This window comes from Neptunomonas sp. CHC150, from assembly GCF_030397555.1.
GTDB lineage: Bacteria > Pseudomonadota > Gammaproteobacteria > Pseudomonadales > Balneatricaceae > Neptunomonas > Neptunomonas phycophila.
In genome coordinates this window covers 235,951-258,919 of the sequence record NZ_JAPNXU010000003.1, presented here as the reverse complement: position 1 = coordinate 258,919, position 22,969 = coordinate 235,951, and the positions used below count along the sequence as shown (strand labels likewise).

General features: G+C 44.7%; 18 protein-coding genes. 8 read left to right on the top strand and 10 right to left on the bottom strand.

Annotation, left to right across the window (positions count from 1 at the left end; all coding sequences use genetic code 11):
• Nucleotides 1–246: 246 nt before the first annotated feature.
• Nucleotides 247–1,077, bottom strand: a complete 831-nt coding sequence (locus OW491_RS03695) for a MurR/RpiR family transcriptional regulator (RefSeq protein ID WP_290034713.1) — start codon at nt 1,075–1,077, stop codon at nt 247–249.
• A 219-nt stretch (nt 1,078–1,296) separates the two neighbouring features.
• Here OW491_RS03695 and OW491_RS03690 point away from each other — a divergent pair, with 219 nt between their 5' ends.
• From OW491_RS03690 to OW491_RS03680, 3 genes are all read left to right on the top strand, one after another.
• Nucleotides 1,297–2,949 carry a BCCT family transporter gene (locus OW491_RS03690; protein WP_290034712.1) on the top strand — a complete coding sequence of 551 codons (1,653 nt, stop codon included), beginning with the start codon at nt 1,297–1,299 and terminating at the stop codon, nt 2,947–2,949.
• 117 nt (nt 2,950–3,066) lie between these two features.
• The gene (locus tag OW491_RS03685; RefSeq protein ID WP_290034710.1) at nt 3,067–4,932 is read left to right on the top strand and encodes a DUF294 nucleotidyltransferase-like domain-containing protein; all 1,866 of its coding nucleotides are present in this window, start codon (nt 3,067–3,069) and stop codon (nt 4,930–4,932) included.
• Nucleotides 4,932–5,666, top strand: coding sequence for a 3'-5' exonuclease (locus OW491_RS03680; protein WP_290034709.1), 735 nt, complete (start codon nt 4,932–4,934; stop codon nt 5,664–5,666). The genes OW491_RS03685 and OW491_RS03680 overlap by 1 nt, the downstream gene beginning before the upstream one ends.
• An 11-nt stretch (nt 5,667–5,677) precedes the next feature.
• Here the strand turns inward: OW491_RS03680 and sulP are convergent, their stop codons facing one another.
• From sulP to OW491_RS03665, 3 genes are all read right to left on the bottom strand, one after another.
• Nucleotides 5,678–7,411 carry a sulfate permease gene (gene sulP / locus OW491_RS03675; RefSeq protein WP_290034708.1) on the bottom strand — a complete coding sequence of 578 codons (1,734 nt, stop codon included), beginning with the start codon at nt 7,409–7,411 and terminating at the stop codon, nt 5,678–5,680.
• Nucleotides 7,412–7,443: 32 nt separating this feature from the next.
• Nucleotides 7,444–9,186: a bifunctional protein tyrosine phosphatase family protein/NAD(P)/FAD-dependent oxidoreductase gene (locus OW491_RS03670; RefSeq protein ID WP_290034706.1), complete on the bottom strand. Its 1,743-nt coding sequence runs from the start codon at nt 9,184–9,186 to the stop codon at nt 7,444–7,446.
• A gap of 84 nt (nt 9,187–9,270) precedes the next feature.
• Nucleotides 9,271–10,134: an MBL fold metallo-hydrolase gene (locus tag OW491_RS03665; RefSeq protein ID WP_290034705.1), complete on the bottom strand. Its 864-nt coding sequence runs from the start codon at nt 10,132–10,134 to the stop codon at nt 9,271–9,273.
• Between the two features lie 131 nt (nt 10,135–10,265).
• On the opposite strand from OW491_RS03665, the gene OW491_RS03660 reads away from it, so the two are divergent.
• The gene (locus OW491_RS03660; protein WP_290034704.1) at nt 10,266–10,646 is read left to right on the top strand and encodes a rhodanese-like domain-containing protein; all 381 of its coding nucleotides are present in this window, start codon (nt 10,266–10,268) and stop codon (nt 10,644–10,646) included.
• Nucleotides 10,647–10,665: 19 nt separating this feature from the next.
• Here OW491_RS03660 and OW491_RS03655 read toward each other — a convergent pair whose 3' ends face one another.
• The 4 genes from OW491_RS03655 to OW491_RS03640 form a co-directional block, all read right to left on the bottom strand.
• Complete coding sequence (locus tag OW491_RS03655; RefSeq protein WP_290034703.1) at nt 10,666–11,409, bottom strand: RES family NAD+ phosphorylase; 744 nt, start codon at nt 11,407–11,409, stop codon at nt 10,666–10,668.
• A complete protein-coding gene (locus tag OW491_RS03650; RefSeq protein WP_075171693.1) occupies nt 11,409–11,780 on the bottom strand; it encodes an MbcA/ParS/Xre antitoxin family protein in 372 nt (123 codons plus the stop codon). Before OW491_RS03650 ends, OW491_RS03655 begins: the two co-directional genes overlap by 1 nt.
• A 168-nt stretch (nt 11,781–11,948) precedes the next feature.
• Nucleotides 11,949–12,767 carry an adenosylmethionine decarboxylase gene (gene speD / locus OW491_RS03645; protein WP_075171694.1) on the bottom strand — a complete coding sequence of 273 codons (819 nt, stop codon included), beginning with the start codon at nt 12,765–12,767 and terminating at the stop codon, nt 11,949–11,951.
• Between the two features lie 163 nt (nt 12,768–12,930).
• Nucleotides 12,931–13,851, bottom strand: a complete 921-nt coding sequence (locus tag OW491_RS03640) for a helix-turn-helix domain-containing protein (RefSeq protein ID WP_075180264.1) — start codon at nt 13,849–13,851, stop codon at nt 12,931–12,933.
• A gap of 330 nt (nt 13,852–14,181) precedes the next feature.
• On the opposite strand from OW491_RS03640, the gene pobA reads away from it, so the two are divergent.
• The 4 genes from pobA (at nt 14,182) to OW491_RS03620 (ending at nt 18,474) form a co-directional block, all read left to right on the top strand.
• The gene (gene pobA / locus OW491_RS03635; protein WP_215152166.1) at nt 14,182–15,363 is read left to right on the top strand and encodes a 4-hydroxybenzoate 3-monooxygenase; all 1,182 of its coding nucleotides are present in this window, start codon (nt 14,182–14,184) and stop codon (nt 15,361–15,363) included.
• A 260-nt stretch (nt 15,364–15,623) separates the two neighbouring features.
• A complete protein-coding gene (locus OW491_RS03630; RefSeq protein ID WP_290034701.1) occupies nt 15,624–16,640 on the top strand; it encodes a TRAP transporter substrate-binding protein in 1,017 nt (338 codons plus the stop codon).
• 29 nt (nt 16,641–16,669) lie between these two features.
• Nucleotides 16,670–17,188, top strand: a complete 519-nt coding sequence (locus OW491_RS03625) for a TRAP transporter small permease (RefSeq protein WP_083609926.1) — start codon at nt 16,670–16,672, stop codon at nt 17,186–17,188.
• Nucleotides 17,185–18,474, top strand: coding sequence for a TRAP transporter large permease (locus OW491_RS03620; RefSeq protein WP_290034700.1), 1,290 nt, complete (start codon nt 17,185–17,187; stop codon nt 18,472–18,474). Before OW491_RS03625 ends, OW491_RS03620 begins: the two co-directional genes overlap by 4 nt.
• 118 nt (nt 18,475–18,592) lie before the next feature.
• Here OW491_RS03620 and OW491_RS03615 read toward each other — a convergent pair whose 3' ends face one another.
• Together OW491_RS03615 and OW491_RS03610 are read right to left on the bottom strand one after the other, a co-directional pair.
• Nucleotides 18,593–19,621 carry a two-component system response regulator gene (locus tag OW491_RS03615; protein WP_290034698.1) on the bottom strand — a complete coding sequence of 343 codons (1,029 nt, stop codon included), beginning with the start codon at nt 19,619–19,621 and terminating at the stop codon, nt 18,593–18,595.
• The gene (locus OW491_RS03610; protein WP_290034697.1) at nt 19,622–22,963 is read right to left on the bottom strand and encodes an MHYT domain-containing protein; all 3,342 of its coding nucleotides are present in this window, start codon (nt 22,961–22,963) and stop codon (nt 19,622–19,624) included.
• Nucleotides 22,964–22,969 lie beyond the last annotated feature (6 nt).

Sequence of the window (22,969 nt, the reverse complement as noted above, 5' to 3'; positions counted from 1 at the left end):
GTCTTTTGCAACTAAAGGGCCAACTTTATTTGGTAAGTAGTGATAGTTTAGAAAAATATTTTTTATACATATAAAACAAGGATCTACGTTTTTTAGTATGTATGAGGATATGAGAAGAATGTGGGAATAAATGAATGAAGGAAAAAAACTGCATCAACTCAGGGATATTTCGGAAGTGTATTGTGAGTTGGCACTGTTTTGGTGCGATCAGCATATGGCCTGATAGCGAGGCCCCTAAAAAGTATGTTATGAAAAATCGACTTCTTCTAGGGCTTTATAGAAGGCGGTAACTTTATCTATGTGCAATTGAGCGTCGTCAGCACAAAAATCCAGAGTTTTGTTAGCGAGTAACGCTATTAAGCTCATAGCGGCACTGTAGCTGTTAAAGGAAGAGGCGCTTTCTAGGGGGCACTCTATCCAAACATCAACTTGCTTCGCTTGTTGTCGCAAAGAAAAGTCTGAGATCAAGAGGGTGGGTATTGATAGCGTTTTGAGTTGTGCTATCAGAGGTTGTATGAGTGTAGGCCGGCGTCTGAAACCAATCAGAATGACTAAATCATCGGGGGATAAATTAGCTAGCTCCTCCCCAACTGTTTGGCCGCTGACAGGCGCTAAGCTTACATTTGAGCGAATTTGCACCAGTTGCTGACGACAATGAACTGCGATGGGGTAGCTGTTGCGAAAACCAATGACGACTACGTTTTTCGCATTGCCAATGTGCTCTGCTGCTCTATCGACCGTTTCATTAGTGAGTGTGTTTTGTAGATACTGTAAATTTTTGATTTCTTGCTCAAAGTGTTGGTTGTGCAATGCTCCCGATGATTGAGAGTTAAAAAATGGTGTGCCCTGGTGTCTCTCTTTTTGAGCTACGTGACGAGCTTCTTTAAACGAACTGTAGCCTAAACGCTTAAATAAACGACTAATGGTAGCTTTCGAAATTTCACACGTGCTTGCCAGGTCGGTACTGTTAAATAGCGGCAAGTTATCGGGGTGGGATAATAAAAAATCAGCCAGCTTTTTTTCTTGCGGTGTGAGTTGTTCATAATTATCACGAATTTTTTCGGATATCACGTCCATTTGCCGTTCCAAATCAAGTAACTAAGCTGCATTAAAACCTGATCAAGCTATCTGTGCAAGGGGCTGTTATTGTGTGAGGAATTTGATCTTTAGGTCAGATAATTGTTAGAGTACAAAGGAATTTGCTGATATTTGAAACTTGTTACTTGGCCGTGAGTGGTGGCTAGGAGTTTCAAATGTGAGTACTTGTTGTCAAATACTCTGGAGATTTTCTTTTTAATGCCTGATTCGAAATTAGATCCTATCGATAGTCAGAGCGATATTATGACTCCCGACGGCTTGGTTAATCCGATTGATACCGATTACCAAGTAGGTCAGGACAATGTCGCACTTAACATAGGGCCGTTCGGCCTTGATATTCACAACCGCGTATTTTTGATTTCAGGGTTAGCAATTGTTGCATTTGTTATTTTGACCCTAGCTTTTCAAAATAGTGTCGCTCCAGTATTTGGAGACATGCGCAGTTGGATAACCACGAATTTAGATTGGTTCTTCTTATTATCCGGTAACATTTTTGTTCTGGTCTGCTTATTCCTTATCGTATCGCCTATGGGCAAAGTACGTATTGGTGGGACTGAGGCTAAACCAGATTATGGTTATCTCGGGTGGTTTTCTATGCTGTTTGCAGCAGGAATGGGCATTGGCTTGATGTTCTATGGGGTATCAGAGCCGTTGTCGCATTTTGGCAGTTCATTGGGCGGTACAACCGTCGTTGATGGTGTGCGAACTGACTGGGCACCTTTAGGGGCGGCGGCGGGTGATGCTGCCGCTGCTGAGCGTCTGGGTATGGCGGCAACTATTTTTCACTGGGGTTTACACCCGTGGGCAATTTACGCTGTTTTGGCGCTGGGATTAGCTATCTTTTCGTTTAATAAAGGCCTTCCGCTAACGATGCGTTCGGTTTTTTATCCTATCTTAGGTGAGCGTGTTTGGGGCTGGCCTGGTCATATCATCGATATCTTAGCAGTGTTTGCGACCTTGTTTGGTTTGGCGACCTCGCTAGGTTTAGGGGCATCACAAGCAGGAGCTGGGCTCAATTATTTGTTTGGAGTGCCAACCGGTACAACTACGCAGGTCTTGCTAGTAATTGGCATTACGGCAATAGCCCTAGTCTCAGTGTTAGCTGGGTTAGATGCAGGGGTTAAGCGCCTTTCCGAAATTAATATGACTCTGGCTGCGTTGCTTCTGCTGTTTGTCATTATTGTAGGGCCTACTGTCGCTATCTTGACGGGCTTCGTGGCTAACCTTGCTGCTTATGTCCAGAACTTACCTGGTTTAGCGATGCCGTTTGGGCGTGAAGATGCCAACTTCTCACAAGGTTGGACAGCGTTTTATTGGGCGTGGTGGATTTCTTGGTCACCTTTTGTTGGTATGTTTATCGCGCGTGTTTCTCGTGGTCGTACTGTTCGGGAGTTCATGGTGTCGGTGCTGCTTATCCCGTCGACCGCATGTGTTTTATGGATGACAGCCTTTGGCGGAACAGCCATTAGCCAAGTGGTTAATGATGGCTATACCGCGGTACAAGACGCGAGCTTGCCGATTCAATTGTTCACTATGCTGGATGCGTTACCGTTGTCTCAGATTACATCGTTTATTGCGATAATCTTGGTTATCGTCTTCTTTGTCACTTCATCTGATTCAGGCTCGTTGGTTATTGATGCGATTGCGGCTGGTGGTAAAGTAGATTCGCCAAAACCTCAACGTGTCTTCTGGTGTACTTTTGAAGGCCTAGTTGCCATCGCTTTAATACTCGGTGGTGGTTTGGTTGCTTTACAGGCGATGGCTGTGTCAACAGGATTGCCATTCACGATTGTTCTGTTAGTTGCTTGTGCATCGGTTCTTAAAGGGTTAGCGTCGGAGCCGCGCGCTTAAGTTTCGTTAATAGATCACCGACCTCTAGAGCCGATAGCTTATAATGAGCTATCGGCTTTTTTATTGTTTTAACAATTGCCGTCTTTTTATACTCAACTTTCTCATGGAATATAGATTATGGAAGTCGAACAGCTCGAAATACTGACTTTTTTGAAAGATCATGTTCCTTTTCGTTGGTTACCGGAAGAGGAGTTGTCCAAGGTAGCCACTGAAATAGATGTATCTTATTTTAGAGCTGGGGCAACGATTTTAGAGGTTGGCCAAACGAATAGTGACCTCCACATAGTCCGAAGTGGTGCGGTGGAGATCTACTTACGTAACGGTGAGTTATTTAACCGTTTAGGTGAAGGCGGTATGTTTGGGCAACAAAGCGTACTGACTAAAAGCCCGGTAAGGTTTCCGGCTAAAGCGCTGGATGACACGTTAATCTATTTCATTCCTTATGCACTTTTTATTGAGTTATTTGATCGACATGAGCGTTTCTCTGATTTTGTCGAATTAGAGAATAATAAGCGACTTAGCCACACTGTAACCCGACGCCAAGATGCTAATGAGCTGATGACATCACCGGTCAATAAGCTCATTACTCGTGAACCGATACTGATTAGTGAATCGGCCACGGTTAAAGAAGCAGCCTGCTTAATGAGCGAAGAAGATATTTCTTGTCTATTGGTGGCAGACGCGCAGGATTCGGTATCAATGATTGGGATTATGACCGACAGGGACTTACGGACTCGGGTGATTGCTCAAGGGTTAGATTACACGACTTTAGTGCGCCATATCATGACACCTGCCCCTATTACGATTGATTCCAGCCATTTTGTTTTTGAAGCCATGTTAACCATGCTGACTCATAACGTGCACCATTTGCCTGTACTACACCTTGGGAAGCCTGTCGGAGTCATTGGGATATCGGATATTATTCGTTATGAATCCCATAATAGCTTGTTTGTGGTTAGTAGTATTTTTGATGCGCAAAGCGTAGAAGAAATTAGCGCATTGATTCCGGATATCCATGCAAGTTTTACACGCATGGTAAATGAAGATGCTAATTCACATATGATAGGTAGTGCTATGTCGGTTATTGGACGTAGCATAAAACAGCGATTGTTAGCCTTGGCTCAAGAGCAACTAGGTGAGCCTCCCATCCCGTATTGTTTTTTGGCGTTAGGCTCAATGGCACGAGATGAGCAATTAGTCCTAACAGATCAAGATAATGCGCTCATTTTGGATGATTCTTATAATGCTGAGCTGCATGGCGAATATTTTTTAAAACTGGCGCGTTTTGTTTGTGATGGTTTGGCCGAATGTGGCTACAGTTATTGCACTGGCAATATTATGGCAACCAATACCCGTTGGCGGCAGCCTTTGTCGGTTTGGAAGGGGTATTTCACTGAATGGATTGAGCAGCCGACACCTGAGTCGTTATTGAATAGCTCGATATTTTTTGATCTAGACGGCGTTTGGGGGCAAACAGAGTGGGCTGATGAGCTTACCGCTTTGATTGCTAAAAAGGCCCAAGCCAGTCCGCACTTTTTAGCCTGTCTAACGCGCAATGCGATTAATCGTAAACCACCATTAGGCTTTTTTAAGGATTTTGTGGTTGAGAAAGATGGTGAGCATAGGAATACGATAAATTTAAAACGACGAGGCACGGCACCCTTGTCAGATCTTATTCGTGTCTATGCGCTAGCGGTGGGGTCAACAGCACAAAACTCGTTTGAGCGTCTGGACGATATTATCGCGGCCAATATTTTACCGCCAGGGCGTGGGCCCGATTTACGTGATGCATTGGAGTTTATTTCGATGGTGCGGATACGGCATCAGGCGCTAGATTTAGAGGCGGATCGGGTGCCTGATAACAATATCGAACCCGAACAAATAAGCCCTTTTGAGCGAAGAAACCTGAAGGATGCTTTTCAGATAGTTGCTAACGCACAAAAATTCATCGTTATAAAATACCCACCTAATCGGCGATTTTAATGTCCAATAGTACACCGATAAAAACCCCATTGTCTGATGGCAGCGTCGATTGGCTTTTGAATTTTGAGCGAGGCGCAAAGCAGGCCAGCAGCGCTTTTCTAAAAGCGTATTATCAAAGTAGTGTGCCAGCTGCTGATACGCCTTTAAGCCGAGTGCCTTTTTTAGCGATGGATTTTGAGACCACGGGACTTGACGCGAGCCGAGATGAAATTGTGAGCATAGGCGTTGTGCCGTTTACGTTAGAGCGTATTCACTATAGCCAGAGCAAACATTGGTTGGTGAAGCCTATCGCGCCATTAAATGCAGATTCTGTTGTGTTCCATGGTATTACCCATCGGGATTTGGATGAAGCGGAAGACTTTGAAAATGTGATTGAGCCATTGTTAAAGGTAATGGCGGGGCGTGTGCTTGTGGTTCATTATCGCTCCATAGAAAGGCCATTTCTATATCGAGCATTGGAGCAGCGTATTAATGAAGGCGTTGTTTTTCCTGTTGTTGATACGATGGCTATAGAAGCCTCATTATGCCGCTCTTCTATGTGGGCACGAATCAAACAAAAGCTTGGTATAAAACCAGAGTCTATTCGCTTAGGGGATAGCCGTATGCGATACGGCTTGCCTAATTACCCTTCGCATCATGCGCTTACTGATGCTTTAGCCACTGCAGAACTATTTCAAGCAGAGGTTGCTTATCACTTGTCTCCTGAAACACCGATCGGCGATATTTGGCTTTAATCATAGGTGGTTTACAAATCACCCACTGAACGCGCTACCCGCTCACTGCGAAGTGTATTCCATGCTTCATATTGGCTTAGAAAAATGTGACCTGTGAGTTCGTCAACAAAATGCGTGCGACGTAAGCGGTCCATAATAGGGCCTTTCACTTCTGATAAATTCAGTGTGACACCACTATCGTTTAAGCGATGATTAATGGCTTCTAGGCTTTCTAAAGCGGATGCGTCAATGAAGTTAACCGCTGGGCACATGAGTATCAGGTGCTCAATATTAGGATTGGACATGACCAAGTCATATACGCGGTCTTCAAGATAACGTGCATTGGCAAAGTAGAGGCTTTCATCAACTCTTAGGGTCAGTATGTGGTTGTCGGTCTCTACATGATGGCGATCGATGTTGCGAAAATGTTCTGTTCCTGGAACACGACCAACAATTGCGCTGTGCGGTTTACTAGTGCGGTATAAATGCAACAAAATCGATAAGCCTACTCCAGCGATAATGCCTAGTTCTACGCCTTCAGCCAGGGTCAGTAAAATAGTAGCGAGCATGGCAAAAAAATCACTGCGTGAAAAATCCCATGTCCGTTTTAATGCCCCCATATCCACTAATGATAAAACAGCCACAATAATGGTTGCAGCCAGTGTTGCCTTAGGCAAAAAGAACAACAAAGGGGTGAGAGTTAATGCTGCCAATGCGATACCTATTGCTGTAAACGCACCGGCTGCAGGTGTTTCCGCTCCTGCATCGAAGTTAACCACAGAACGCGAGAAGCCGCCTGTGACAGGGAAACCGCCAGAGATGGAAGCTGCGATGTTTGAGGCTCCAAGGCCAATCAGCTCTTGATTAGGGCTGATTCGTTGACGCCGTTTTGCCGCTAATGTTTGTGCCACTGACACGGATTCTACAAAGCCGACAATGCTGATTAAGACGGCTGACACTAAAAGCTCTTGCCAAATATTGTACTCAAATTGAGGTAAAGTAAGGCTAGGAAGGCCTGAGGGTATAGCGCCAACAAGCTGGACACCATGTTGTTGTAAATCTAGCCCCCATGCAGCTAATGTGGTGAGTGCAATGGCTAACACAGGACCGGCTTTAGCCAGTATTTCAGCTAGCGCATGGCCAATACCTTTATTAAGTAAATAGCTTTTTAGGTATTTCCTTGACCAAAATAGAAAGCCTGTTGCAAAGCTCCCAATAACCAGTGTGGGAATATTAGTGGATGGTAGTTCACTAAAAAGCGAAACGATGAGGTCCCACAGGTTGCTACCGTCCGCTTTAATTCCCAAGATATGTTTAAGTTGGCTGGCGGCAATAATTAACCCAGAGGCCGTAATAAATCCCGAGATAACAGGGTGGCTTAAAAAGTTGGCAAGCATGCCTAATTTTAAAAAGCCCATGATGAGCAGGATAAGGCCGGACATAAACGCTAAAATAATAGCGGCGGCTATATACTCATCACTGCCCTGTAACGCTAAATTGCCGACAGCTGCAGCCGTCATCAATGAGACAACAGCCACTGGGCCTACTGACAATGTGCGGCTAGTACCAAAAATAGCGTAAGCAACTAACGGTAATATGCTGGCATAAAGACCCACCTCCGGTGGCAACCCCGCCAACAAAGCATAAGCTAATGATTGTGGGATTAGCATAATAGTGACAATGAGCGCTGCGATTAAGTCGCTAGTGAGTGTGCGCTGATTGTAGTTACCTATCCAATCAAAAATAGGTAAGTAACGCTTGAGCATAGATATATCCTTAGCTACGGCGAGTCTGGTGTTTACTGTTTCTGGTCAAAGTTACAGGCTTGTGCTGCTTCGTGATCCGAAGGTCTATGAGGCAGTATTGTTGGTTTAGCGAGCCATTCATGACCTTTAAGCATGCCATTCCAATAAATCCACGGCAGCATTTTCTCCTTAAGAAACCAAGATAGCCGGCTTGGCTGGGTGCCTTTTACTAACCAAGAGGGGAAAGTAGGCTGTAGTTTGCCTCCATAACCAAACTCAGCGAGTACAATTTTTCCACGCTCAACGGTTAGAGGGCAGGATCCGTAACCATCGTAAATGGCTCTGGGGACTTCACCTTGGAGTACCATCAGCACGTTTTCGGCTACGACGGGTGCTTGTTTTCTGACAGCAGCCGCTGTTTTGGCATTTGGAGTATTGCTGCAGTCTCCGAGGCCAAAAATATTACCGTAGTGCTTATGTTGTAATGTTTCTGAGTTTAGGTTGAGCCAACCTGCGTCATCTGATAATTGGCTTTGCGCAACAAATTGAGGGGCCCGCTGAGGAGGGCATACATGTAGCATGTCAAATTGCTTCTCAATTTCTGTTGATTTACCCTCGCTATCAATGACAGAGAAACGTGCGGTTTTTGTAGGGCCGTCTACGCTAACTAATGTTGTTTGGAAGGCCAGCTCAACGCTATATTCCGTAATATATTCCATAAGCGCTGGTACGTAATCAGCTACACCAAACAGAGCGGCACCGGCGGTACAAAACTCAACTTTTATGTTGTCGAGTCTGCCTGTGCGCTTCCAATGATCGCACGATAAATACATGGCTTTTTGTGGTGCACCTGCGCATTTAATGGGCATGGGTGGTTGAGTAAAAATAGCTGTGCCTTGTTGTGTGCTTTGTACAAGTTCCCATGTATATGGGGCCAGATCTATTCGGTAGTTTGATGTGACACCGTACTTCCCTAGGCTATCTTTTAGGCCGGGAATGGCGTCCCAGTCGAGTATAAGCCCTGGAGCGACTATCAGAGCTCTATAGCTAATTGACTCGCCATTTTCTAAGGTAATACTGTGGTGTTCAGGCGTAAATGAGGCGGCTGCAGCGTGATACCAATGTACCGAATCGGGCATAATGTCTTTCATAGCGCGTGATGTTTCACTGCGCTCAAACACGCCGCCTCCCACAAGCGTCCAACCCGGTTGGTAATAATGTTCGTTATTCGGTTCCACAATAGCAATGGTAAGGCTAGGTTTACGTTTCAGTAAGCTGGCAGCAACGGCCTGTCCTGCAGCGCCGCCGCCAATGATGACAACATCATGATTCGCTTTATGGGTGGCTGTGGGGGAGTGGAATTGTTTTGTCGCTGATTGGTTAAGAGCATTAAGACGTTCATGCTGAGCACTAAGGTCGTAGCCTGCTGCTTTAGTCGTTGTAAGAATAGCCTCCGGGCTTAAACGAGGAGCTTGAGATAAGGCCCAAAGTGTAGAACTACGTGTTCCTGTTCGGCAAAAAGCCAAAACCGGTCCCTGAGCTTTATCCATAATAGCGGTGAAGTCGGCTATATTGGCGTCTGTAATTTTTCCTGAAACAACAGGTTGGTAGTACCAGTTTAATCCTAAGCGTTCTGCCGCTTCTTTTAAGTCAGTTGTCGAGGGTTGGTCTTGGCTTTCTTGGTCGGGTCGATTGCATATGATTGACTTGAAGCCCCTTGATGCCGCAACTCCAATGTCATTGGGAGTTAATTGAGGGCTAACGCTGATGAAAGGACTTAGTTGATTGATTTGCATGAACATCTCCTGACCGTTTTTATTATGTACAGCGCTGATGCACTGGTAATGTCGCTACGATGAAATAAGCTGCGCGAGCCTCGGTTATAACAGGTTGATCGGGACTTTAAGGTAAATTTGCCCGTTATCTTCAGCGGGAGGTAAATGACCTGCACGCATGTTGATTTGCACAGAAGGGATGATAAGTTTGGGCATACCTAAGGTGGCATCTCGTTCAGTGCGCATTTTGACAAATGCCTGCTCTGATATTTGGTTACCAACATGGATATTGTGCAACCGCTCGTCGGCTACGGTTGTTTCATTAGCAAAATGGTCACGCCCTTTGGCTTTGTAGTCATGACACATAAATAAGCGTGTCTCATCTGGCAGGGCAAACACTTTTTGAATTGACTGATATAAGGTGCTTGCATCGCCTCCAGGAAAATCACAGCGTGCTGTGCCGTAGTCTGGCATAAATAGCGTGTCTCCAACGAAGCCCGCATTGCCAAAGACATATGTCATACATGCTGGTGTGTGGCCGGGGGTATGAATTGCTTTGCCTTTCAGGTGTCCAATCTGTATGTGGTCGCCGTCCATGAACAACTGATCAAATTGACTCCCATCACGAGAGAAGGTTGTCTCTGCATTAAATACCTGACCAAAAGTTTGTTGAACTGTTTTGATGTGCGCACCGATTCCCGTTTTAGCGCCTAACTTAAGATGTAAGTAAGGAGCGGCGGATAAATGATCAGCGTGTACGTGTGTTTCTAAAATCCAATCGACTGTAAGGCTGTGTTCATCAATAAAGCGAATGATCTCATCAGCAGACTCTGTCGTTGTGTGGCCACTTGCATAATCAAAATTCAGAACAGAATCAATAACAGCGCAATGTGAGCTGTGCGGATCTTTAACGACATAGCTGTAAGTATTAGTCGGCTCATCGAAAAATGAGGTTACTTGCGGTTGCATATGTATACCTTCCTATATTTCTTTTTGATATATGCTTAAATCATATTAATATATGCTAATGTATATTTTATTAATTGCAAGCCTCCCTTGGTTTTATAGCCATTGGAGGAAGATTGAATAAGGGGATGGTAATGAAAACTGCGCATGATCTTGTGGCACAAGCCAAATTAAGTATCCAAGAAATTAGTATTCAAGATGCTAGCCAAGCGATTGAAACAGCGGATGTTTTAATTGATGTAAGAGAAGCGGATGAGTATGCCGCTGGCCATTTAGCTGGCGCGATTAATATTCCAAGAGGGCTGCTAGAGTTTAAAATGACCGGCGAGCCTCATTTAGCGGATCGTAATGTACATATTGTTGTGTATTGCAAAACAAGCGGTCGTGCGGCGCTTTCGGCTGTGGCGTTGCATCAAATGGGGTATGTGCATGTGCAATCAATAGCGGGAGGGTACGATGCTTGGGCAGAGGCTAAGATGCCAGTGGTTCAGCCGCATATCCCTGATTTTGAATAGAATTTGAGGCCTCATGGCGTTAAGCGGGCAAGGGCAACTGGCCGTTAATCGCGAAATCGTTGAATGAAAAGCGTAAAGGAATGGTGCCTACCGCTTTAAGGAGTACATAATCTGGTCGTGTTTCGCATAACCAGGATTCTTGCATGTCTGGCTGGTTAGATACAAAAGGAGAGGGGTCATACAGTGCGACACAATGAGCAGCGTCTGAAGATCTTGCTGATAAGTATTCAAAAGCTTTAACGCGGGCCTCTCGCATGTCACTCCCTAGTTGTTGGGTTGCTCGGTAGTCACTGGGGTGTGTCAATAATGAAGAGTGTTGGTCGAAAGGGTCTTGATGTAATTTCACCCCGTGTACTGTGCTGTACTTCACGCTAAAAAGTGTGTGTGATGTCCGCAGGGGGCTTTCCGGTGGCTTACCTTGTATGGTGTGGATGAAGACGAATCGGTAGTACGCTGATTCGCTGAGCGTGCTGGTTATTGAGCATCCTCCATAAAATAAACTGGGTTCATAGACTCTTCCAAATCGTGATCCCCATTGTAAAGGCGGGTAGCGGAAAGGGGTTTTTAATAGATAATGAAGTTCATGGTTAGTATGGGGGTAGGCTGGTTTTGTGGCTTCTAGGAGCTGTTCTAGCACCGCTTGTTCGTCTAGTGTGTCGACCAAGCTTTGGGTGGCTATTTGTTCTTGGCTTTCAACCAAACGGTATAAAGTGCCTTGTATCGGTTGTATGTGTTGCGTTCCTTCGCATGCGTCCCAAATCACTAGATCTTACCTCGAATGGCATCTACATATTGCAAGACCCGGCTAAGTCCTTGTACGGATTGGACTTGCTCAGCGGGAATGCCCGCTGTCATGGTATTGGGGTTGCGCATAAAATGTTGCGTCCACGTAGAGTCGCCACCAGATAACGCATAGAGTGCTCTTGCAACTCGAATGAGCAATAGCGCCAGCTCGCCTGTTTTGCTATTGGGGTCCAATTGCATTGATTTTTTTAGGCGGCTAATGCCCGTTCTGTGTAAGCCCACGACAGCGGCTAATTCTGCTTGGGATAGCTGTAGTTGCTCGCCTGCATTTAGCAGGGCTTTGGCCAGTACGTAGCTTGGATCAGGTTGTGTTTGGCTAACGGCACTCATCGATCACCTCGGTGATTATCGTTCATTTGGTACAAACTATACCACTAATGTGACATTTGCACATTATCTATTGATGGTGCCTGTTTAATACGATGGATTTAAAAGCATAAAAAAACCAGCAATGAAGCTGGTTTTTGTGAAGCAGGTTCAAGCGCTTTGCTAAGCTGCTTAATTTTTCATATCAGGCATGTTTCGGCCGTAAAAAATCTCGTTCATTTCTTTGAATAGACGCTCTGAAATTTCATCAATTTCTTGTTCTGTGAGGTCTTTCTTAGATGTGCCGAACAAGTATTGGTCAAGATCGGGAGTATCCAACATCATTTTAGTGTGGAAGATGTTTTCTTGATAAACGTTCACATCTACCATCTGGTAACTGTCATGAATATCTTGGCCCATGAAATTTTGAATCGAGTTTATCTTGTGGTCTATGTAGTGTTTCACACCATCTACATCGCGCGTAAATCCACGTACTCGATAATCGATCGTCACAATATCTGATTCCAGTTTGTGGATCAGGTAGTTCAACGCTTTAAGCGGAGAAATAACTCCACAAGTGGATACCTCTATATCGGCACGGAAAGTACAGATGCCATCATCGGGGTGGCTCTCAGGGTAGGTATGTACGCAAATATGGCTTTTATCCAGATGGGCAACTACCGCATCAGGTAAAGGACCTGGCTTTTCTGTTTTGTCGACACGATCAGAGTCTTTAATAGGCTCTTCGGATACTAGAATGGTGACACTTGCCCCTTGAGGCTCGTAGTCTTGGCGGGCTACATTTAAAATGTTTGCACCAATAATTTCGCATACTTCCGATAAAATTTCGGTCAATCGGTCAGCATTGTAACGCTCGTCGATGTACTCAATGTACTCTTCTTTCTGTTTTGGCGTGTTTGCATAACAGACGTCATAAATACAAAAGCTAAGGCTTTTAGTTAGGTTATTAAAGCCTTGAAGCTTAATTTTACCGTTGGGTGTTGGTGCCAATGTCTTAAATCTCCCACGTTAACGCTGATGTCTATGTCAGCATACACTATTGAGGGCGCATTTTATTTCACCATGGGGCAAAGGCAAAGGAAAAATTGGTGAATTTTACAGGTCAATTTTTGCGCTTTGCTTTGCCGCGTTACTGGTTAGACATATCACTTTTTCAGGTGGTGAGTAATGGGCTGTCATCATGGCTCATTTCTTTGCGCATTTGTCCCGGTGTTAGCCCTGTCTCTCGCTTAAAAAATCGAGAAAAGTAGGCGGGGTCTTTAAAGCCTAAATCATAAGCTATTTGGTCAAGGTTACTTCGTGTGTAGATAAGTCGGCGCTTGGCTTCGAGCATTGTACGTTCTAGCAATAAAGTTTTTACCGTTTTATTGAGGTGCTGTAACGTGATGCGATTGAGCGTGGTTGTGGTGATGCCAATAGCGTCGGCATATTCTTGAACATTCCATTGATTGCGAAAGTTTTGCTCAATCAGTTGTTTTAGATGACTGATTTGTTGGCTGCGCAAGCTTTCTTCTCTAGTTTCCGAGCCCAAAATGTCATGGATTCGGCGAACAATTAATAACAAGCTCATTGCATGCCATTCACACATCAGCGCGCGTCCCATATTAGGGTGTTGTAACTCCCATTTGATCTGCTCGAGTAGCCACATGATTTGCTCTAAAAAGCCATTCTCTGTGTCTATTTTTAGTACTTGTGGATGCGATAAAAGTACTCCAAATGTTTGGTTAAGGTGCTCAAATTGCGGGGTATTTAAAACGCTATCAGCAAGCGTTAAAACAATGCCCTCTGTATTAGGGGCAAAGCGGAAGCCGTGTACACATCCTGTGGGTATCGTGATGACGGAAGGCTTGTTAATCGTTATTTTTTGTTCGTCTAAGCGAAGGTCCGTTTTTCCATTTAAGATCACTATCATCTGAAACATTTTTCCATGACGGTGAGGCCGTATGTACCAGCCATTGTCTTGGCTGCGGTGTGCTATGTTTTCGATGTGGATGAAAGAAGGATCGTCAATGGCAAGTTCTTCTCCGTAAAGTGAGAAGTGCGGAATTTTTGAGAAATCAGTTTTAGTATCCATTTTTATTATTATCCCCTTTAAAAAATCACATCTTTCTACAGATAAGTCGATTTGTAGTAAGAGTGGTTTTTAGTGTTATTTTTATGTTTTTTAGGGTTTTTACCAGCATTTAGGCAGTAATTTTTTGTTTTTATAGTGCGCTTTAAGTGTGCTGGTTCATTAAAAGTACAATTATTTGCAAGAAATGTGAATTTTTTTAAGAAAAAAATCCCATCAAGATAGCCTCTTCTGCACAACCAGTAAAAATAAAACCTCAACGGGCATATTGCCTAGTGAATCGGCAAGCGTGAGGTTCACGGCTTGTGTAGCTAATAATAAAAGGGGTGAAACATGAGAACGCAAGTTGCGATTATTGGTTCCGGTCCGTCAGGCTTATTGCTCGGTCAACTATTACATCGATGCGGAATCGACAACGTCATTATCGAACGTAAATCCAAAGCTTATGTATTAGAACGTATTCGTGCTGGGGTATTGGAACAAGGCTTAGTGGATTTGCTTCACGAGGCCGGGGCCGCTGATCGGATGATGGCTGAAGGTCATGTACACGATGGCTTTGAGCTGGCATTTAATGGGCAGCGCAAACGTGTGGACTTAAAGCGTTACGCAGCAGGAAAAACGGTTATGGTATATGGCCAAACCGAAGTGACCCGGGATTTGATGGCGGCGCGGGAGGCTGCTGGTTTAATTACGTACTATGAATCTGATGATGCAGTATTACACGATTTTAAGGGAAGTACCCCTAGCGTAACTTTTACACATGAAGGTATCGAGCATCATTTGGAGTGCGACTACATAGCGGGCTGCGATGGTTTTCATGGCGTATCCCGCCAATCGGTATCTCCAGAGGAGATCAATATCTTCGAGCGTGTTTATCCATTTGGATGGCTCGGCATTCTGTCTGAAACGCCACCAGTCTCACATGAGTTAATTTATGCAAACCATGAGCGAGGTTTCGCCTTATGCAGTCAGCGAAGTGAGAAATTAAGTCGTTATTATGTTCAGTGCGGCTTAGATGATGATTTAAGCGAATGGTCGGATGAGCGTTTCTGGGATGAGCTGAAATTACGCTTACCAAGCGACGTGGCGGATAAGTTGATCACAGGTCCATCCATTGAAAAAAGTATAGCGCCGTTACGTAGCTTTGTGGCTGAACCCATGAAGTTTGGGCGTTTGTTTTTGGTGGGTGATGCCGCACATATTGTTCCGCCAACAGGCGCTAAAGGGTTAAATTTGGCAGCAAGTGATGTCAGTACGCTATACCGCGTACTTAAAAAGGCGTATGTGGATGACCAGCCCGAGTGGCTAGAGCGCTATTCGGATATTTGTTTACGCCGTATTTGGAAAGCTGAACGTTTTTCGTGGTGGATGACTGGCTTGCTTCATCGCTTTGACGATGGCGAATTTGCACAAAAAATGCAACAAGCAGAACTGGCTTACTACACAGACTCTGATGCAGGCTTAGCCTGTATAGCTGAAAATTATGTTGGGCTTCCTTATGAGCAGGTTGAGTGACCTTTGAGTGGGCGTTAGTGGGGTAGAACTGCTCGCGAAGGAAGTGACTTTAAAATTTTGATGATTATATTAAGTTATAAAGGGGGGTAAAGGTATATTTATATATCAAAAATGATATGTAAAGCAGGGCTAATTTCATTTTTGTGAAAGGGAGTTAGCCTTTTATAGTGGATGAGAAGGATGCACAGTTGTTAGCTCACCTTAAAGAGTGCGCGGCAACTTAAAGAAATACAAAAACAATAATAGAAGGTAATCATTCAATGAATAAGTTTTCAATGTTCGCAACCGCGACCTTGTTGACGGTTGGCTCACTGACATCATCAGTTTTTGCAGCGGACTATAATCTCAAATTTGCCCATTTTTGGCCTTCTAGCTCAGGTGTGCATACAGGCTTTGAAACGTGGGCTGAGTCGCTCGAAAAAGCATCGGATGGTCGAATTAGTGTTGAATTCTACCCTGCGCAGACCTTAGCAAAGGCTCCAAAAAGTTATGATGCTGTTAAAAATCGTATCGCGGACATAACCGCCACCGTACAAGGATACAGTGCCAATCGCTTTCCATTAACGCAAGTGGTCGAACTACCTGGTGTAGCGAGTAGTGCTGCACAAGGAAGTTGTGTAATTCAATCACTGTATGACGAATCGCTCATCAGTAAAGAATACGACGATACGCATGTACTTTTTTTATTCACGCATGGCCCGGGTGATATTCATACCAAAGACAAGGCGATTGAAACTCCTGCAGACTTAGCTGGGTTAAAAGTTCGCCGTCCCACCACTGTTGTTGCAGAAATGCTAGAGGGCTTAGGGGCTCAGCCTGTTGGAATGCCAGCGCCTAATACGTACCCGTCTTTACAAAGGGGTGTTATTGATGGGGTTGCTATGCCGTGGGAAGCAATGAAAAGTTTTCGCTTAAATGAATTAGCGACTTATCACACCGAACTTGGGTTATATACCTTGTCTTTTGTCGTGACGATGAACAAGGACATCTACAACTCGATGCCTGATGATTTGAAGGCGGTAGTCGATACGCATTCCGGTATGGATTGGGCTCAAAAACAAGCGCTTGTCTTTGATGATCTCGATACGCTAGGTCGTGAGGAGGCAGTCAAAGCTGGGCACTCTATCATCACATTGGAAGGTGGGGTGAATAATCCCGCTTGGAAACCGGTTCTTGAAACAGCCACCAATAACTATTTAGGAGCTTTAGAAGATAAGGGCATGCCTGCACGCAAAGTGTATGACCGTGCCATGGAACTTTCTAAAACTTGTTTATAAATACGTTTAACCGCTATGAATGAGGCCGGATGATGAAATGGCTAATAAAAGCGGTAGATGGCTTAGCTCTGGTTCTTTATTGGATCAGTGGCTTTCTGCTGGTGGTGATGATGTTAAGCGTAGTCTTTGATGTTGTTAGCCGTGGGCTGTTTGCTGCTACAGATGGAAATGTTGATATTACGTTTGTAGGTGGAATTGAGTTAGTTAAATACTCCTTACTGTTTTCGATGCTTTGTGCGTTTCCGTACGCTGTTGATAAAGGGCAGATTGTAGTGGATTTGTTTACTCAGGGGTGGTCAGACCGCACGCAGCGTTGGACCGATGGTTTCTATACGTTGTGCTTTGGTATTTTTGGCGGATTGTTATGTTGGCGTTTTGCACTGGCCGGTGAAGAAGCAGAGATGAGCGGAGAGCTGACGCAGGATCTTTTAATGCCTATGTCGCCTATTTATTGGGTTGCCTCGTTTGCTCTAGCGGTGTTGGCGTTACGTGGCGTTGTGAGTGGCTTGGCGCAGTGGGTCGGCCCTTTAAAGGAGGCTAATAGATGAGTGCTCCTTTGATTGGGTTGTTATGTTTAATCGGGATGCTGATTATGATTGCGCTGCGCGCGCCTATCGCGCTAGCCATGGCGGCAACGGGGGTGATTGGTTTTGGTAGTATTGTCGCGTTTGAGCCGGCCGTCGCGATTCTGGAAGCAGGTCCTTTTGAAACGTTAAGCAATTACAGCTTTAGTCCCATCCCTATGTTTTTATTAATGGGGGTATTGGCTTCTCATGCCAATATGTCGAGTGAGTTATTTAATGCCGCCCGTTCGTTATTTGGCGGTTGGCGCGGTGGCATGGCGTTGGCTGCTGTATCCGCGTGCGGTACTTTTTCGGCTATTTCGGGTTCGTCCGTAGCAACGGCCGCCAGTATGTCACGAGTTGCACTGCCTGAGATGCGTAAGCATGGTTATGCCGATTCTTTAGCGACGGGAACCTTGGCTGCAGGTGGTACTTTAGGCATCATGATCCCCCCCAGTATTGCTCTACTATTGTATGCACTTATTACGGAGCAATCAGTGGGTGATATGTTCATCGCTGGACTCATACCGGGTATTCTTGGTTTAGTGCTCTATTGCGTGACGATTGGATTGTTGGTGCATTTCTACCCATCGTTAGCACAGCCTGGTACACCGACTACGCTGCGTGAAAAAATCGTAGGCTTAAAAGGTTTTGTTCCTTTTATGGGTGTGTTTGCAATTATCATAGGGGGTATCTACACAGGCTTATTTACGCCCACTGAAGCGGCGGCTATCGGTGCATTTGCCACGTTACTTATTGCGCTATTTCGTGGCATGCGTTGGAAGGGCTTTATGTCGGCGGTAGGTGAGACTCTTGCATTATCTGCCATGATCTTCTTTATGATAATGGGAGCAGAGGTTTTCGGTTATTTTCTATCGGTATCGCGAGTATCCTTCTATTTAACCGAGTTGGTTGTGGAATGGCAGCTAACACCTTATGCGGTTTTGTTCGCTGTGTTGGTGTTGTTTATTCTGCTCGGCTGCGTAATGGACAGTATAGCAATGCTGTTACTAACGGTTCCGGTAGTCATGCCTGTGGTGTTGGATGCTGGGTTCGATCCTATATGGTTTGGCATTGTCGCGGTCATTACTGTGGAGTTAGGGCTTATAACACCGCCAGTGGGGATGAACGTCTTTGTGATAAAAAGCGTTGCGCCCAACGTGCCTATTGCGCAAATATTTAAAGGTGTCTTCCCGTTCGTTTTATCGGATATTGTTCGGTTAATTTTACTTATCGTATTCCCCGTCTTGGCGCTTGGTTTGGTTTATTAGTGCGGGGGAGGTGCTAATAAATCGACGTGCTCAAGCTGGCTTTTGTTTACAGAAATGGTGAATAGAAGCCAGCTTTTTATTAATACCAACTTTTTATTAATAAGAGTGTCGCGCAGGCCTACCATAATGTTTGGTAGTGCGCTCCAGTGACGTTTTCGTCAGATAGTTCTTCTTTGATACGCAAGATTTCATCAAGATTTGCTTCGAGCAGCTCTACAAGGTTTGGATCAAAATGTGTACCACTGTCTTTTTTGATCACATTGAGAGTTTTTTCGACTGTCCAAGCTTCTTTGTAGGGGCGTTTGCTTGTTAGCGCGTCGAATACATCGGCAATCGCTACTATACGCCCAGCTAGGGGGATATTCTCTCCTTTTAAGCCATTTGGGTAACCAGAGCCGTCCCATTTTTCGTGGTGAGTCATGGCTACCGTATGTGCTAACTGTATTAAGCCGGATTCGGAATCGCCCAGGATTTCGGCACCAATGTGCGTATGGCGCTGCATATGAGCGTATTCTTCGGCAGTTAGCTTTGAAGGTTTGAGTAGGATATCGTCGGGGATACCAATTTTACCAATATCATGCATTGGCGCCGCTTGTAATAAGTCATAGGCCTCTTCGTCAGCTAATCCAGCGGCTTTTGCAATAACGTAGGAGTAGCGGCTCATACGTAATACATGCATGCCTGTTTCGTTATCTTTATACTCAGCTGCGCGTCCGAGGCGTTGAATTAATTCAACATGGGTCTTTTTTAGCTTTTCTGCTTTGACCATGGATAAATGTGTTTTCACACGGGCTTTTACAATGGATGGTGAAATGGGTTTGAGTATGTAATCAACGCCGCCTACTTCAAAGCCAGTGGTTTCATCTACCTCACCTTGTAAGGCTGTAACAAAGATGACAGGTATGTCGTCTGTCTCAGGGTCCTGCTTCAAACGTTTGCAGACTTCAAACCCCGTCATGCCGGGCATCATCACATCTAAAAGGATTAAATTTGGGCGTTCTTTTTTGATAAGCGACAAAGCATCTTCACCGTTTTTAGCGAATGAGAGGCGATAGTGATCTTGAAGCACATTTTTGAGTACTTTTAAATTAGTTGGCTCATCATCGACGGCTAATATCCTAGGAGGTAAGGTTTGTATTAACTCCACTTAACTATCCTCTTGGTGTGCTTGCAGTTGTTTTTCAAACTGTTCGAGTAAATCTTTGGCTTCGTCAAATTCAAAGTCACTGAACGCATTACTTATTCTTTTGGCATCGGCCAAAAAGTCGGCGGGAGTGTCTTTAATAAAGTCAGTTAGTAAAGCATCATTTATTTCTGCGCTTTGTGCATGTTGTTTAAGCAGCGACAGGTAATTAGGGAGTTTAGCAAGGTCGGTGCTTGTACCGGCTAGTTGATCTTGATGCGTTGCTTGTTTTGTCAGTATTAGCACTTCTGTGAGAAATTGCGCGTAGACATCTTCGAGTTTGAGAAGGCAAGCGCTAGCTGCTGTTGTGTCTTCTTTACGGGCGGCGGATTCTAAATCCGAGAATGCTTGCGAAATGAGCGGTAGCGCTAAATTTCCTGATACCCCCTTAAGAGCATGTGCATGTTGTTTCAAGGCTGAGAAGAGGCCCGATTCAATGAGCTGTTTGGCCTTTTGCTGGTGTGACGAAGCATCTTTTGCAAAACGTTCTAATTCTTGGGCATATAATTCAATATCGCCCCACAGGGCTAGCCCTTTATCATGTCTAATGGCAACGGACTCTTGCTCTTGTGTAGCAATTGATTCTGCTATTTCTAGGTTTATGCCCATCACTTTGGCGATTTCGGCATTTAATAAATCCACGTCGACGGGTTTTGTTGCAAAACCGGTCATACCCGCGTTGTTTGCCGCAACTTTGTCTTCGTTAAGAACACTTGCCGTAAGTGCGATAATTGGTGTGGCTGCAAGATTGTTTGTCTGTTCATAGAGTCGGATGGTTTGTGCTGCTGTTAGACCATCCATATTGGGCATCTGCACATCCATCAGGATAAGGTCAAAGTTATCTTTTTTGTATGCTGCTACTGCTTCTAAGCCGTCAGAGACGGTAGTCACTTCATGACCTTGACGCGATAAAAGTAGTGTTAAGAGTTCTAAATTTTGCTCGATATCATCAGCCGCTAATATGTTGAGCGGTGGAAGGGAGAAAGCGCAGTAGGAGCTGTTCTGGATGAGAGCCCTGCCTGGTTTTAATGGTAAACTAAACCCAAACGTACTGCCTTCGCCTTCGGTGCTAGTGGCGTAAATTTGGCCGCCCATTAATTCAACTAGTTGTTTACTAATTGTTGTGCCTAACCCAGTACCTCCATAGCGCCGGCTCATGGAGGCATCCGCTTGAGTGAAGGGAGCAAAAATAGCATCAAGTCGGTCTTGAGAAATACCGATACCGGTATCGATTATATCGAAGTGTACAGAGCTGTGTTCAAGGTAAACATGGAGGTTTATTTCTCCCTTTTCCGTAAATTTGAGCGCATTCCCTAATAAGTTCATTAATACTTGTCGTATTCGATCAGGGGCTCCGTAGTAGTATATGCCAACGTCTTTTTCTATTTGTAAATTCAGCGATAGGTTTTTGGTTCTGGCCTGGATCCATAAGGTTGAAATAACAGTATCAATGAGCTCATACAGAGAGAAGTCCATTTCCTCTAAATCGAGTTTTCCTTTTTCGAGTTTGGCGCTGTCTAAAATATCATTTAAAAGGTGTAATAATGATTTAGCTGAGTTGCTGATGCTTTTAAGGTATTTGCTTTGGTCATTATCCAAGGAGGTATGGGAGAGGATGTCGCTAAACCCAATGATTGCATTCATCGGGGTGCGTATTTCATGGCTCATGTTTGCCATGAAGGAGGCTTTGGCCTCGGCTGCTGCTTCTGCTTTGACTTTTGCTTCGCGTAAAATTTCTTCCATTTGGCGGCGTTCACTGATATCGAATAATAAGCCATCAATCCAATCGGGCTCGTTATCGTCGTTGCTAATGTGGAAGGTACCTCTATCCAAAATCCATACGGTATGGCCTTTGCGGTGCTGCAAGCGATATTCAATTGTGTAGGTTTTATTCCTCTCAGGGTTGCTTAGCAGTGCTTCTGCTATCGGTGCGTCTTCTGGGTGAATCAAGTCCCCTAGATGAATTGTTCTGTTTAAAAAAGCATTAGCTGTCCAGCCCGTTAGGGCTTCTACGGCGTCATTGATGTACAGCATTGACCAGTCTTTATCGAGCCGGCAACGAAAAGCAACGCCTGGCATATTGTTCATTAGTGAGCTGAGCTGTTTTTCATTTTGGCGTAGCTCTTTTTCTATTTTATGCCGATGCGATATATCGGTTAAAAACCCGACATACAGAGTCGTGCTGTCATTTAGTTTTACTTCTCCAACCCCCAGTCTTATAGGGACGTGTGTCCCATTTTTGTGTAGAGCTAACAGTTCCCGACCCGATCCTATAATACTGGCATAGTGTGTTTTCTTATAATTACTAAGGTAGTCATCATGGCGGCTCTGATCAGGCTCAGGCATTAGCATTTTAATGTTATTACCGATGACTTCGTCTGCACTCCAGCCCAGTATGCGTTCGGCAGCTGGGTTGTAGCCTTGAACTATGCCGTGATCGCTAATGGTAATAATGCCATCTACAGCTGTTTCTAAAATGGCTTTCAAGCGGGTTTCGTTTTCCCCAATTTCACTTAACAGTTGGCGATAGCGAATCAGCCAGTTAGCTGCTGCTACAAACATCATGACGGCAATGGTTACTATTGCGGTAGCTAAGCCAATGAAGTTTTGTGTCCCTTGTTCTTTTTCATCAAGGAGGTGGCTATCATCGACGATGAAAATAGCTGAGTTCATCCCAAAGTAGTGCATACACGAGATAGCGGCTCCCATGATGCAACCACTAACCACTACCCTAAAAGAATGGTGCTTGATTAACTTTCGCAACTTAAATTGAGTTATTAACGCGGCTATGGCTAATAAAACAGCGACGAGTACGGATAGGCAAAACCAAACGGGGTCATAGCGCATTAATGGGCCCATTTGTATAGCTTGCATGCCTGTGTAATGCATGATGCCTATACCCGAACCAACGATGATACCGCCAGCAATTAGCATATTAGTGGAAATCGACTTGCGTGTAGTTATGTACAAAGCTGCACAGCAGGCAACAATGCCCGGAAGAATTGAATAAGCTGTGATTGTCGGATCGTAGTAAATTGTTGTGGGAACATGAAAGGCCAGCATGCCGATAAAATGCATAGCCCAAATGCCACAGCCCATCGCAAGGCCGCTGGTAAAGATGGCGATTGCTCGATATATCTGGCTGTTATTATGAATTGATATGCCAACTAGATGTAGAGATACAGTCGATGTAAACGCTGCTATAAAGACTGATAGCGCCACTAACCAATAATCATAAGACCAAGTTATGACTTCAGTTGGGTTGTAGTCGGTGGTAAAAAAATGTGAAAGTAGTTCTGTGATCATAGTAAA

Excerpts from the sequence above, each read along its gene's own strand:
- OW491_RS03695 (WP_290034713.1), bottom strand. The coding sequence starts at position 1,077 with ATGGACGTGATATCCGAAAAAATTCGTGATAATTATGAACAACTCACA.
- OW491_RS03690 (WP_290034712.1), top strand. The coding sequence starts at position 1,297 with ATGCCTGATTCGAAATTAGATCCTATCGATAGTCAGAGCGATATTATG.
- OW491_RS03685 (WP_290034710.1), top strand. The coding sequence starts at position 3,067 with ATGGAAGTCGAACAGCTCGAAATACTGACTTTTTTGAAAGATCATGTT.
- OW491_RS03680 (WP_290034709.1), top strand. The coding sequence starts at position 4,932 with ATGTCCAATAGTACACCGATAAAAACCCCATTGTCTGATGGCAGCGTC.
- sulP (WP_290034708.1), bottom strand. The coding sequence starts at position 7,411 with ATGCTCAAGCGTTACTTACCTATTTTTGATTGGATAGGTAACTACAAT.
- OW491_RS03670 (WP_290034706.1), bottom strand. The coding sequence starts at position 9,186 with ATGCAAATCAATCAACTAAGTCCTTTCATCAGCGTTAGCCCTCAATTA.
- OW491_RS03665 (WP_290034705.1), bottom strand. The coding sequence starts at position 10,134 with ATGCAACCGCAAGTAACCTCATTTTTCGATGAGCCGACTAATACTTAC.
- OW491_RS03660 (WP_290034704.1), top strand. The coding sequence starts at position 10,266 with ATGAAAACTGCGCATGATCTTGTGGCACAAGCCAAATTAAGTATCCAA.
- OW491_RS03650 (WP_075171693.1), bottom strand. The coding sequence starts at position 11,780 with ATGAGTGCCGTTAGCCAAACACAACCTGATCCAAGCTACGTACTGGCC.
- OW491_RS03640 (WP_075180264.1), bottom strand. The coding sequence starts at position 13,851 with ATGGATACTAAAACTGATTTCTCAAAAATTCCGCACTTCTCACTTTAC.
- pobA (WP_215152166.1), top strand. The coding sequence starts at position 14,182 with ATGAGAACGCAAGTTGCGATTATTGGTTCCGGTCCGTCAGGCTTATTG.
- OW491_RS03630 (WP_290034701.1), top strand. The coding sequence starts at position 15,624 with ATGAATAAGTTTTCAATGTTCGCAACCGCGACCTTGTTGACGGTTGGC.
- OW491_RS03625 (WP_083609926.1), top strand. The coding sequence starts at position 16,670 with ATGATGAAATGGCTAATAAAAGCGGTAGATGGCTTAGCTCTGGTTCTT.
- OW491_RS03620 (WP_290034700.1), top strand. The coding sequence starts at position 17,185 with ATGAGTGCTCCTTTGATTGGGTTGTTATGTTTAATCGGGATGCTGATT.
- OW491_RS03610 (WP_290034697.1), bottom strand. The coding sequence starts at position 22,963 with ATGATCACAGAACTACTTTCACATTTTTTTACCACCGACTACAACCCA.